The sequence below is a fragment of the uncultured Solobacterium sp. genome (genome assembly GCF_963517755.1).
Classification (GTDB): domain Bacteria; phylum Bacillota_I; class Bacilli_A; order Erysipelotrichales; family Erysipelotrichaceae; genus Bulleidia.
Window position 1 is genome coordinate 37,140 of the sequence record NZ_CAUQGG010000003.1, and the last position, 13,205, is coordinate 50,344.

General features: G+C 38.4%; 13 protein-coding genes and 1 other RNA gene. 11 read left to right on the forward strand and 3 right to left on the reverse strand.

The window, feature by feature from the left end; genetic code table 11:
- The first annotated feature begins 2 nt into the window (after positions 1-2).
- Together RWM19_RS02475 and RWM19_RS02480 are read left to right on the forward strand one after the other, a co-directional pair.
- Positions 3-926, forward strand: coding sequence for a hypothetical protein (locus tag RWM19_RS02475; RefSeq protein WP_313983243.1), 924 nt, complete (start codon positions 3-5; stop codon positions 924-926).
- 74 nt (positions 927-1,000) lie between these two features.
- Positions 1,001-1,783, forward strand: coding sequence for a ZIP family metal transporter (locus RWM19_RS02480; protein ID WP_313983246.1), 783 nt, complete (start codon positions 1,001-1,003; stop codon positions 1,781-1,783).
- 74 nt (positions 1,784-1,857) lie between these two features.
- On the opposite strand, the gene RWM19_RS02485 is transcribed toward RWM19_RS02480, so the two are convergent.
- The 3 genes from RWM19_RS02485 to recU all read right to left on the reverse strand — a co-directional run bounded on the left by RWM19_RS02485 (position 1,858) and on the right by recU (position 5,407).
- Positions 1,858-2,019: a hypothetical protein gene (locus RWM19_RS02485; protein WP_294020383.1), complete on the reverse strand. Its 162-nt coding sequence runs from the start codon at positions 2,017-2,019 to the stop codon at positions 1,858-1,860.
- Positions 2,020-2,154: 135 nt separating this feature from the next.
- On the reverse strand, positions 2,155-4,827 hold the full coding sequence (locus tag RWM19_RS02490; RefSeq protein WP_313983250.1) for a transglycosylase domain-containing protein: 2,673 nt from the start codon (positions 4,825-4,827) through the stop codon (positions 2,155-2,157).
- The gene (gene recU / locus RWM19_RS02495; RefSeq protein WP_313983253.1) at positions 4,817-5,407 is read right to left on the reverse strand and encodes a Holliday junction resolvase RecU; all 591 of its coding nucleotides are present in this window, start codon (positions 5,405-5,407) and stop codon (positions 4,817-4,819) included. Before recU ends, RWM19_RS02490 begins: the two co-directional genes overlap by 11 nt.
- 108 nt (positions 5,408-5,515) lie before the next feature.
- On the opposite strand from recU, the gene RWM19_RS02500 reads away from it, so the two are divergent.
- The 9 genes from RWM19_RS02500 to RWM19_RS02540 all read left to right on the forward strand — a co-directional run bounded on the left by RWM19_RS02500 (position 5,516) and on the right by RWM19_RS02540 (position 13,090).
- A complete protein-coding gene (locus RWM19_RS02500) occupies positions 5,516-5,848 on the forward strand; it encodes a DivIVA domain-containing protein (RefSeq protein WP_006526167.1) in 333 nt (110 codons plus the stop codon).
- Positions 5,849-5,862: 14 nt separating this feature from the next.
- An RNA gene (gene rnpB, locus RWM19_RS02505) (RNase P RNA component class B) lies at positions 5,863-6,200 on the forward strand.
- Positions 6,201-6,307: 107 nt separating this feature from the next.
- Positions 6,308-6,901: a CDP-diacylglycerol--glycerol-3-phosphate 3-phosphatidyltransferase gene (gene pgsA / locus RWM19_RS02510; RefSeq protein WP_313983258.1), complete on the forward strand. Its 594-nt coding sequence runs from the start codon at positions 6,308-6,310 to the stop codon at positions 6,899-6,901.
- 49 nt (positions 6,902-6,950) lie between these two features.
- Entirely contained in the window at positions 6,951-8,003 is a 1,053-nt protein-coding gene (gene recA, locus RWM19_RS02515; protein WP_313983261.1) for a recombinase RecA, read from the forward strand.
- A gap of 94 nt (positions 8,004-8,097) precedes the next feature.
- Complete coding sequence (locus tag RWM19_RS02520) at positions 8,098-8,589, forward strand: phosphatase PAP2 family protein (protein WP_313983264.1); 492 nt, start codon at positions 8,098-8,100, stop codon at positions 8,587-8,589.
- A 229-nt stretch (positions 8,590-8,818) separates the two neighbouring features.
- Positions 8,819-10,366, forward strand: coding sequence for an ABC-F family ATP-binding cassette domain-containing protein (locus RWM19_RS02525; RefSeq protein WP_313983266.1), 1,548 nt, complete (start codon positions 8,819-8,821; stop codon positions 10,364-10,366).
- Positions 10,367-10,461: 95 nt separating this feature from the next.
- Complete coding sequence (gene rny, locus RWM19_RS02530; RefSeq protein WP_294022003.1) at positions 10,462-12,030, forward strand: ribonuclease Y; 1,569 nt, start codon at positions 10,462-10,464, stop codon at positions 12,028-12,030.
- A gap of 42 nt (positions 12,031-12,072) precedes the next feature.
- A complete protein-coding gene (locus tag RWM19_RS02535; RefSeq protein WP_313983270.1) occupies positions 12,073-12,849 on the forward strand; it encodes a TIGR00282 family metallophosphoesterase in 777 nt (258 codons plus the stop codon).
- A 61-nt stretch (positions 12,850-12,910) separates the two neighbouring features.
- Positions 12,911-13,090, forward strand: a complete 180-nt coding sequence (locus RWM19_RS02540; RefSeq protein WP_006525373.1) for a 4Fe-4S binding protein — start codon at positions 12,911-12,913, stop codon at positions 13,088-13,090.
- Positions 13,091-13,205: the final 115 nt, after the last annotated feature.

Consider the following 13,205-nt stretch of genomic DNA (forward strand, 5'->3'; position numbering starts at 1 on the left):
ATATGAAACTAAAAGACGTATTACGTCAGTACGACAAACAATCATTATATTTTTATGCTAGAGATTTAGGAATCCAAGCTGCAAATAAAATCGCAATGGAAGAACTATATGAAAAGATGGTCGAAACCATTCTCTTGCATCATCATATCGAAAATCGACTTTCTATATTAGATGATGAAACGTATCGGGTATTCATGCAAGTATTTAGAGATGAGGAAGTTAGAGAAGAAGATAATCTACGTTTAGAGCGCTTATTGGATTATGATTTGATTGCATTTGAAGGAGAAGAACTCTTTGTTGTGGAAGAAGTAAAAAATATCTTTTTGCGCTGCCAAAATGATTCAACCTTCCAACAACAACGTTTACAGAAAGTATGGTTATTACAGTGTCAACAGGTGTTAACGCACTATTGGGGCGAGTGTTCTATTGAACAGTTTTGTAAGGTACTCTTGTTAAAAGATTACTTTGTGGAAGATGTTGATATCCAAGCTCTTTTACAACAACTTCCAGTAGGAGAGGTACAGATCGCAATAAAGGAGAACCAAGTTTATTGGCGCTCACTTTTAAACTCCTCCATGTTGAAGGAGTATCGAAAGTCTCAACAACGCTTTGATTATTATCTTCCTACAGTTGATGAAATTAAGATGTTGTTTGAATATGATTACGATATACAACAAGAAGGCATACAAAGATTGAGAACAATACTATTATTGAAAGAGTTAGAGGAGAAAGATGTTGATCAACTTCTTCATGAGGTATGGAATGATCTTTCCTATGGCTTAGACTATGAGGGAATCTATGCACGTTGTTTAGAGAAGACGGGGTTAACATCTGCAGAATTACCGCTATCCTTCATGAAGGATATTGATAAAAATTGTCGTAAGTTTATCTATCGTGGACATACATATCTTGAAACAATCAATTGAACAATTGGGTATATGGATCACGTGGAATATTGATTGGTGTTATAATTCCGTATAATTTGAGGAAAGAGGATTATATGTTATTGAGTACAACAATCGGTATATTAATACCATTTGTCGGCACATCTTTAGGTGCCGCAATGGTATTTGTCTTAAAAGATAAAATGAGTGAGAAACTGCAGAAGGGGTTAACTGGATTTGCGGCAGGTGTCATGGTAGCTGCATCGTTTTGGAGTTTATTAGTTCCTGCTTTAGAACAATCTTCTTCACTTGGAAAGTTATCCTTTCTTCCTGCCGCAATCGGCTTTTTGGTAGGAGTAGGTTTCTTGTTATTCTTAGATGAGGCAACACCACATATGCATCTGGACAATACAGAAGAAGGTCCAAAAGAGAACCGTCTATCACGCTCGATGAAGTTAATTCTTGCGGTCACACTACATAATATTCCAGAAGGAATGGCAGTCGGTGTTGTCTATGCAGGTTGGTTAAATGGAAATAGTTCTATTACATACTTTGGCGCACTAGCCTTAGCACTTGGTATCGCTATTCAAAACTTCCCTGAAGGTGCGATTGTATCAATGCCACTTAGAGCTGAGGGAATGCCAAAGTGGAAGACCTTTGTGTATGGAGTCTTATCTGGGTTGGTAGAACCAATTGGTTCAATTATAACCATCTTATTTGCGACACAGGTCGTACCATTACTTCCATACTTCTTGAGTTTTGCGGCAGGTGCGATGATGTATGTTGTTGTAGAAGAGTTGATTCCTGAGATGTCGGAAGGAAAACATACAAACATTGGAACAGTTTTATTCTCATTAGGCTTTGTGACAATGATGATTTTAGATGTAGCGCTTGGATAAAAATAAAACGATTCTTCACAATGAAGAATCGCTTTTTATATTTGTCTCTTTTTTAGAGTATTTGTTTGGGTTAATTATGCAGAAACTTCTGCATAAGATTCATAGCGGTACTCATTAATAATATTGATTGTACCGGATTCAGCTTCACGGACTAGTTCAGCTTGTCTGCTGGCATCTGCGTATTCAATGACTGTACTACCGTTGCTGTTTGCTGTGTATTCAATTCTATAGCTCAATATGAAAACCTCCTTTTCTTTCTCTTTGATAAATGAAATGTATTGTTACAACTTCTTTATCTGTGGAAGATTATAGGGCAGAATAAAAAATTTTGCAAATTGAATGCATAGAAAAAAGTCTTCCGAAGAAGACTTTTAGAAGTAAATGTAGACTGTAACAGTAGAGCCTTTCTTGACTTTCTTGCCAATTACGCTATTACCATTACTATCACGTACATCCTGAACTCTACCACTCATGGATGCGATAGTATCTCCGACAGCACGGTTGATTGTGATACCATTTGCGTTACCCCATTCAACATATTGACGAGGGTCACTGTAACTTGGTACTGCAACTTTCGCTACTGGTGTACGGAAGGTTACGCAGACTTCATTTGAAGCGACTGTATCATTCTTTTCGTATCCATAGTAGCCACATACTTGTGTATCTGTATCTGGCTGTAGACCATCGATAACTTTCGATAATTGATCAGCAGTGTAGTTGATTGTTGCGACTACGGCACTATTCTGTACGATACGAGCCTTGTATGTAATTGGACCAGTGATCCATGAGATATCGAAGGTCTTATCATCGTGACTTTCTTCGACAAGCTTCGATGCATCTGGATAAGGTGCCCAAGCAAAGTTTACAGTATCGTTATTATCATCATACGCTGCTGTAAAGGATGATAGGTTTTGAGGAGTCGTAATAAGGTTTGTATATGTACCAAGTTTTGCGTACTCCGTCTTTACAAGACCTGTTGCTACATAATCAGATGGGATTGTATCATCTGGTGCGACATATGGGTATAGGCCTTTGATATGGGTAATCTTACTAATACCTTCTGGCATTGCAAGTTCACCAGGAGTACCATAGGCACTTTCTAGTGTGTCTAGAACAGTACTGATAATAGCACCAGGGATATTCATATTTAACTTCCATCTTGAGAAGTATGTATCTGCACCAGCGATGGCCTTTTCATAACCAGACCATACCGCAATTGTGAACTTCGTTGTTTGACCAACCATCCATTCATCCTTAGCGGCTCCAACTGGAATGCCATACTCAAGACCTGCATCACCCCAGTCACTTGTACCTGTCTTACCATATACTGGATAACCCTTACGAATTGCGTACATGTAGTTACCCCAGTCTTGGTCAACTGCGTTACGCATCAAGTAAGAGGCGAGATAAGCAGCTTGAGGTGATAAAACGGATGTTCCGGTTGTAGGAGCAACATATGGGTCCTTTTGACCGTTACGGTAGAAGATTGTGTTAATTGTATGAGGCTTGATATAGTTACCACCATTGATGAGTACACCTGTAGCAGCTGCGAGTTCTTGTGCTGATACACGCATATTACCACCACCAATAGCGAAGCTAATATCAAATAACTCTGGTTTAAACTGACTAAATCCTAGAGAAGTTAAATAGTTTGTGACACGCTGTACACCAGATTTATCGATGACAGCTTGTAATGTGTTAATTGCGACAGTATTTAGAGAAAGACCAACAGCCTTAGATAGGTCAACAACACCCCATTTTGTATTGTCGAAGTTATTGAATGTCCAGTTACCATACGTAACAGGCTTATCGACAATGGTATGAGAAGTTGCCCAACCTAGATCTTCAAACGCTAATGCGTAATCAAGAACTGGTTTGATTGTGGAACCTGGCTGGTTGAACTGTTCGGTAGCGTGATCTAATAACATCGATCCGCCACTTGCCCAGTTTCTTCCACCCATGATACCAACGACTTCACCGGTTTGGTTATTGATAACGATAGAACCTAATTCATATAAATCATCAGGGAAATCGATACCACCTGTACCAGCCTGAATACTTTCAAGCTGTGCTTGTACAGTAGGGTTCATGTTTGTGTGAATTTCCATTGAAACGTTCATTGGATCAAGACCAGTCACTTCACGAGCCTCTTTGAGGGCTGCATCGATATATGCCTGATAAGTATAATCGGTATTGATTGTTGATTTGGCGTCAATCAATAAGTCTTCAACTTTGATAGATTTGGCAAGGTCACATTCTTCTTGGGTAATGTAGCCGTGATAAACCATCATATCCAATACAGTATTACGACGTGCAGTCGCTTTATCGAGGTAGTTATGTGGGTCAAATGTATATGGTGAGTTAATAACACCTGCTAGCATTGCACATTCCGCAAGATTCAACTCCCAAACATTCTTACCGAAATACTGTAAGGATGCTTTCTGTACACCACGGATATTACCAACACCACCGAAATTCATCTTATTTAGATACATTGTAAAGATATCTTCTTTGGAGGAATTTTTTTCAAGTTCCATCGCTAAAGCAATCTGTTGTACCTTATACTGGATGTTCTTGGTTTTAGAAGTTCCCGCTTCATCATCTACGAAGTAAGTTAGCTTAACTAGCTGCATCGTAAATGTAGAACCACCCTGCATAGAACCATGTAAGACAGTTTCAATAATGGACTTTGTAAAACGTGGGATATCAAATCCGTTATGACTAAAGTAACGGGAATCTTCAATAGATAAGAAGGCATCCACCATTGCTTCAGGAATCTGATTGTAAACAATGTTTTCACGCAATGTTTGTCCTACGTCCGCAATCTTTGTGCCATTTGCGTCTAATACAATCGTAGATTGGAAGTTTGTAAAGTCATCCAACTTGAACTGTGGGGTTCCTTTTAAAAGCGTACTAATTGCAATAGCTCCAACGGCAGTTCCAACGAATTCAAAGCCAACGATGATAGCCATAAATAACGTTAGAATTCTAAAACCATGTATCTTACGCTTTACGCCTGGTTTTTTAGTTTGTTTATTTGTCATTGTTTCCTCCTGAGTTGAAGTATAACTGATCGATAATCTTTAAATAATCAATCGGGGTTACGTATGTGCTGGGAATCAAGTGCCCATTGTCTTGAAACCATCGATAGGGAATAGAGTGACGCTTGCTTTCTTTCACGAAGCAAATCACATCCTCTGCCTTTACATAATAGGTTTCGTTAAACAATGTCCATTTTACAATTAAAAAGGCAATTGCACCATGGTTGATTACATTTTGTAGATGCTGAACCTGGTGAGCATGTAATGATTTTAAGGGAAATGAGGTATGTGAAGCACATTCCTTGGCCTCAAAATCAACGTATTTTCCACGATAAATACCGTTGTAGTCCGTCGTAGAAGGAAGTTTAAAATAGGCTTCCGTAATTTTAGCAGCACTTCGTGCTGGATAATCTACTTTTACAATCGTAACCGGTGTTGGTTTCTTATGAATGACAGCTTTATCAATACTGAGATAAAACATATTCGTTACGTTAATGTCTTTTTCAAGAACCATACCTCTACCACCGGCAGAAGTAGGGTTTGATGTATATGTTTTTTTCTTTCCGTTTGGATAATTGACCATACAAAAATTCCCATTTATATTATACAGATGTTCACATAAATAAGGAAGTTTTATTGCTTTTAGGATAGTGAAATGAGATAATAAATAAGCATTCATAGGAGGGTAGTTATGGCTGGTAAATTAAATCTAGATCCGCAGAAAATTGTTGATAAAGAACTTGATATTGATTTTAAGGGATATAATCCTGATCAAGTTGACCATCTTTTAGATGAAATCATTCAAGACTATCAGACATATGAAAATATGATTGCAGATTTGACAAAGAAGGCTGAAGAGTTGGAACGTACAAATGCTTCCTTACGTGCAAAGCTTATCGAAGTAGAAGGTAAGATCAAAGCACAAGAAGACTTAGATCCAATCTCACAAGGTGCTTCTAATGTTGATATTCTGAAACGTCTGAGTCGTCTTGAAAGACAGGTATTCTCAAACAATAACGAATAAGAAAATGATATACGTACATGAGGCAGTCGCTGGCACCTATGGTGTTAGAGGAAAGTCCATGCTCGCACCATCTGCGATGATGGTAGTGTTTGTGCCGGCCCAATCAATAAGACCGGGTATCGAAAGATAACGGCGGAGCGAGAACCTAAAACTTTGGTCATGGTTTAAGCCCTTAAGGTGTCACAGTGACGTAGCCGATGGGGAAACCTATCGGGTGGAACGAGATAAACCCCGCAAGCGAGAAACTCAAATTTGGTAGAGGAACTGCAGAAGGCGAACTGAAGCGTGATGCAGGTGTGAAAGCACAGATAAATGGCTGCCCCTGGAAACAGGACAGAACATGGCTTACTATTGTACGCATTTATGGAGGATGAATTTCCTCCTTTTTCTTACGTTCATACAGATATAAACAAATGATAGAATATGGTATACTAAAGGACAGTAAAGAGAGGGAAAATCATGAATCTTCCAAATCGATTGACATTATTCAGAATCGTACTGATTCCAGTTATTATTCTGGTTTACTTATTTCCATATAGTGCTTTTGGAATTACACCAATCAGCTTCTATGTACAGCATGTATCTATCTCTGTGATTGATATCGTTGCGTTATTAATTTATATCTTAGCCGCAATCACAGATGCGATTGATGGCCATATTGCTCGTAGTAGAAATATGATTACTACATTCGGCAAGTTTGCAGATCCTATCGCAGATAAACTACTTACAACGACAATGTTCCTATTGTTTATCTCTCGAGGTATTATTCCAGTTATCCCAGTCATCATTATGATTGCACGTGATACGGTCGTTGATGGCTGCCGTATGATGGCAAGTGCCAATGGTAAGGTTGTTGCGGCTGGTATGATGGGTAAGCTAAAAACAGTGTTACAGATGGTTACAGTTGCGTTAATTCTATTAAACAATCTGCCATTTGAACTATTAGGACTACCAGTGAGTATGATTATGTTGTGGTTCTCTGCACTAGTAAGTTTCATTTCTGGTGTACAGTACTTCATGCAGATGAAAGATGATATTTTAGAATCAAAATAATCGTGGAATTATTTTAAAACAAACATACATATAATCAGGAGGAGTAATTATGGCGGCAGAGAAAAAAGAAAAGACAGTTACCGCAGATAAGCGAGATCAACTACTTGCGGATGCACTCAAGGCAATTGAAAAAGAATATGGAAAAGGCAGTATTATGCGCCTTGGAGATCGTGCGGATGTTTCGGTAGACGCAATTCCATCCGGTTCTTTAGCACTAGATAGTGCGTTAGGTATCGGTGGTTATCCAAAGGGAAGAATCATTGAAATTTATGGACCAGAATCTTCTGGTAAGACAACACTTGCATTACATGCAATCGCAGAGTGTCAAAAACAAGGTGGTAGATGTGCATTTATCGATGCAGAAAACGCAATCGATCCACTCTATGCTAAAAAGTTAGGCGTAGATATTGATGAGCTCATATTATCGCAACCAGACTCTGGAGAACAGGCATTAGAAATTACAGAAGTATTGATTAAGTCAGGTGCGATTGACTTAGTGGTTATTGACTCTGTAGCTGCGCTTGTCCCACAGGCTGAATTAGATGGTGAAATGGGAGATGCATCTGTAGGTTTACAGGCACGTTTGATGTCAAAGGCTATGCGTAAGCTAGCAGGTGTTATGAACCGTTCCAATACAACCGCAATCTTCATCAACCAGCTACGTGAAAAGGTTGGTATCATGTTTGGTAACCCAGAAACAACACCAGGTGGGCGTGCGCTGAAGTTCTACTCATCCGTACGTTTAGATGTACGTAAGGGTGAAGCGCTCAAGGAAGGTAGCGAAGTAATCGGTTCTGCCACAAAGGTAAAGGTTGTTAAGAATAAGGTAGCTCCTCCATTTAAGGTGGCAGTAGTCAATATGATTTTTGGCCAAGGTATCTCTCATATCGATGAAGTTATCAGTTTAGCAGTAGAAAACGACATTATCGAAAAAGCAGGTGCTTGGTTCTCTTACAAGGGAGAAAAACTTGGACAAGGCTTCAACTCTGTACGTGAGTATATGAAGAACCATCCAGAATTTGATGCAGAGATTACAGAACTTGTAAAAGCAAAGTTATTCCCTACAGCAGAAGCTGATTCCACAGAAACAACAACAGAATAATCTAAGGTACTCTTACTGAAAACGTAAGGGTATCTTTTTTACTTAATAAGCATGATACAGAAAAGATATTGAATTTGTTGTATGATGTTACTGTATGAAAACAAATTATCTAAGGTTCTATGAAGAACTTTCAAAAAACTATCAAACAGACGTAAAACGAAATCAATTACGTCTGTGTAATAAAATTGTGACAAATATATATTATGTTGTATATCCGTTACTGTTGGTATATCTATTTGTAAAACAGAGTGAGACGTTATTACCGACAATTCTAATTCCACTATTTTCAATTGTCGCAATAACATTGTTACGGAAAGTTCTAGCACGTCCTCGTCCTTACGAAGAATATCCTATTGATCAAATCCTAGAAAAAGAAACACAACATAATGCAATGCCTAGTCGACATGTATTTTCAGCCACAATAATTGCAATGATGTGTTTCACGGTTTCTCCAATACTTGCATGCATACTACTAGTGCTAGCTGCACTAGAAGGATATATCCGTGTAGTAGGGGGAGTACATTATCCACGGGATGTAATTGTTGGATATCTTCTAGGAGTAGTATTCGGGCTATTTGTTTTATAAACTGTTTGTACTATGTAAGTTTTGTGATATAACTTACTAGAAAGGTCACATCATTTGATGTGTGGTGATTGAGAAGAACATGCGCCTTTAATCCGATTTTAAACATATGAAAAGAGAATATTTAATAAATATCTTTTCATGCGTAGAAACGGATTAAAACCTCTATACAGAGAATTTTTGTCTGCTTTTTTCGCGTGAAAAGAGCAGATTTTTTGTAGGAGGTCATCAAATGATAGAAATTCATAATTTAACAATATGTCATCGATATGATTTACGTAAGATTGTCGATAATCTTACACTTACAGTTAAACCAACTGATAAAATTGCCATCATTGGCGAAGAAGGAAATGGAAAATCTACATTACTCAAATGTATCGTAGACTCACAACTCATAGAAAGTTATTGTGAAGTGCAAGGGACAATACGTTCGAAGAACGAAAGAATAGGGTATTTACCCCAAGAGCTTGAACATAAGCATGTAGAGAAAACTGTATATGAATACTTCTGCGAAAGCGATGCTTTTTCACTTGCGACGCCATCACAGTTACATGACATTGCACAAGCATTAGGAAATGACGTGGAGATGTATTATCAAACACAGCCAATGTCTACACTTTCTTGTGGAGAAAAGATTAAGTATCAACTCGCGGCAATCCTTCTAGAACAGCCTAGTATTTTGCTGTTAGATGAGCCATCCAATGACTTAGATATCAGTACGCTTGCATGGTTAGAGAATTTTATCAAAGAGTCTAATATTCCAATCATTTATATCTCACATGATGAAACATTACTGGCTAATACTGCAAATTGTATTGTCCATTTAGAACTCGTCAAGCGAAAAACAGAAGCACGACATACAATCATGCATATTGGCTATGATACATATAAAGAACTGCGTGATAAACAATTTGATAAGCAGATGATGGATGCACAAAATGAGCGTCGTCAAGATAAGTTACGTATGGAAAAATACCAACAGGTTTATGAACGTGTCCAGCATGAATTGCGTGTTGTATCGCGCCAAGCACCGCAGACTGCCGCAAATCTCAAGAAAAAGATGAGAAGTGTCAAAGCGATGGGAAAGCGTTTTGAAAGAGAACGTGAGAATATGACGGAGATTCCACTTCGTGAGGATGCGATATTCTTTCACTTTGATGTGGAACCATTTCCCAGTGACAAACAGATTCTTGATTATCATTTAGATAAGTTGATGACAAAGGATGAATCAAAAATACTAGCGAGCGATATTACATTGCAAGTATTCGGTAATCAAAAGATATGTATCATCGGTAATAATGGCTGTGGCAAAACTACACTATTGCATAAGATTCATGACTCGATATCTGAAAGGGAGGATATTCATATTGGCTATATGCCACAAAATTATGACGAAATCCTAGATGCGTATGAATCACCAATCGATTTCTTGACAACCGTAGGGGATAAAGAGGATATTACACGTATTCGACAGTACCTTGGTTCAATGAAGTTTACATCTGATGAGATGGAACATTCTTTAACAGAACTATCAGGTGGACAGCGAGCCAAGGTATTCATGTTAAAGATGCATCTAGAGGGTGCCAATGTCTTATTGCTGGATGAGCCTACACGTAACTTCTCTCCATTATCCGCTCCAGTTGTAAGAGAAGAATTAAAAAACTTTGGTGGAGCAATCATCGCTGTATCTCATGATCGGAAGTTCATTGAGAAAGTTTTTGATGATATCTATTTGTTGAATTCGACAGGATTACATCGTGATACGATAGTAGCTAAGTAAAACGCTTTCATTGTTTTGTGTGTCTATTGTGAAAATGTGAAAAAAACCGTATAATACTAGAGAGAGAAATCTCTAAGAATAATGGAGGATTAAAAATGGGGTATATCATTCATGACCCTGTAATTCCTGTCATTTTAGCTCTTATTGTAGGTATCTTTGTCGGCATTGGTATTATGAAGGTTGCTGGCAAACACGGTCTTGATCGTGCGATTACAAAATCGCAAGATATTCTTGAAGAAGCAAATTCAAAAGCAGAAACAATTACGCGCCAAGCTACATTAGACGCGAAACAACAAACTTACGAATTAAAACTACAGGCAGAAAAAGAGATTAAGAATCAACAAAATAAATTATTACAAGTTGAAAATAAACTCATGCGCCAGCAGGATAGTTTGAATTTCCGTGAGGAGAATCTTGCCCGAAAAGAAAAGAAAATTGACGAAAAAGATCAGCAGATTACTGGAAAACTTGCAGATATCACTAAAATGGAAGAGGACTTGCAGGCTAAGATTGATCAGCAATTAGTTGAACTAGAACGTGTGGCAAATATGTCACAGGCAGACGCAAAGGTAGAATTGATGGAGGCTGTTGAAAAGAAGACAGAAGCCGAAATCGCTACTTACTTACGTGATAAACAAGAGGAAGCAGAAGCAGAAGCCTCTTCTGTTGCACGTAATATTATTTCTTTAGCGATTCATCGCTACTCACAAGAGGAAACAATCGAGCGTACCGTTAGTACGGTAACTCTTCCAAGTGAAGAGATGAAGGGGCGTATCATCGGTCGTGAGGGAAGAAATATCAAAGCAATCGAACAGGCTACAGGTGTTGATTTGATTATTGATGACACACCAGATATTATTACTGTTTCTTGCTTTAACCCAATTCGTCGTGAAATTGCACGTCAGTCATTAGAAATTCTGATGAAGGATGGACGTATTCAACCAGGACGTATTGAGGAAGTTGTTCAGAAGGTTACAGATGAACTTGAAGAGACAATCTTCAAGATTGGTAATGAAGCAGTATTCAAACTTGGTATCGGTAAGATGAATCGTGAACTCATCAAGTTGGTAGGACGTATGAGATTCCGTTATAGCTATGGCCAAAACGGTTTATCACACTCTGTAGAAGTTGCACACTTCGCTGGTATGATGGCTGCTGAATTAGGACTAAACCAAGCACTTGCGAAGCGTGCAGGTTTATTACACGATATTGGTAAAGCACTAGACTTTGAAACAGAAGGAACTCACGTTGAGTTAGGTTCCAAGGTTGCCAAGAAGTATGGTGAAAATCCTATCGTTATCAACTCGATTGAAGCTCACCATGGTGACACAGCGCCAACAGATATTATTTCTGTACTTGTCGCTGCAGCAGATACCATCAGTGCTGCTAGACCTGGTGCTCGTTATGAATCTATGGAAGGCTACATTCAACGTCTAGAAAATCTTGAGAAGATTGCATTAGACTTTGAAGGAGTTGAAAAAGCATTCGCAATCCAAGCTGGACGTGAACTACGTGTTATGGTACAGCCTGAGAAGATTGATGATGTACGTATGGTGAAGGTAGCTCATGATATTCGTGAACGAATTGAAAATGAGATGACTTATCCAGGACAAATCAAGGTAACATTGATTCGTGAAGTACGTGCACAAGAATTAGCGAAATAAGAACCGGTTCACGGTTCTTTTTTTGAAAAGAGGGAGATACACATGAGAGTACTATTTCTAGGAGATATCGTCGCAAAGAGTGGACGAGATGCAGTTTTATCTAAGTTAGACGCATTAAAAGAACAATATCAACCAGATTTCATCATTGTAAATGCAGAGAATTCTGCACATGGCAAAGGGATTACATTTAAAATCTATAATCAATTACTCCTAGCAGGTGTCGATGTTATTACACTTGGTAATCATGCCTTCTCCAAAACAGAGATTCTAAATCATCTTCCTTCAATGAATCATGCAGTACGACCTGCCAATATGGAACCCTTCCATATTGGAAAAAGTTATGTGATCAAAGAAGTGAATGGAAAACATATTGCGGTAGTAAATCTAGTTGGGAAAGTATTTATGGATGTTTGTCGTGAAGACCCTGTCATCACGATGGAAAAACTCTTGAAAGAAATTGATGCAGATATGATTTTTGTTGATTTACATGCAGAAGCGACTGCTGAAAAAATGACCTTCGCAAATTACTTTGCGCCAAGAGTGACTGCCGTTATTGGTACACATACGCATGTACAAACTGCGGATGAACAGATTATTAACGGTTGTGCATATATCACAGATGCAGGGATGTGTGGAGTATATGCATCGATATTAGGGAGAGATACTGAAGAAGTCATTGCTAGAAGTATTTACAATGAATCCACACGTTATACACCTGCGCAAGGTCCAGCAGTCATCTCTGGTGTCATCATCGATATCGATGAAAAAACAAATCGAGCAAATCGAATTGAGCGGATTCAAATTCGTCCGAAAGGTTAGCATTTACTAACAAAATAGTGGGGTGCTATACTTTAGGTGTTCATAAAGGAGGACTCGAATAATGCCAGTTACAGTTGATAAGGATACTTGTATCGGTTGTGGTGCTTGCGTAGGAGTTTGCCCAGTAGCAGCACTCGCTTTAGATGAAAATGGAAAGTCCGGATGCGATGAAGACACATGTATTTCATGCTTCTCATGCATTCCAGTTTGCCCAGTTTCAGCTATCACAGAAAAGAACTAAATATAAGAAAATCGGTGCCCACCGATTTTCTTATATTCATAGGTGATTGACAAGTTGTTCTGCTTTGCTATGATATGTATAACAAAAGCGTGTTACTGGAAAGCAGGCATTAGCT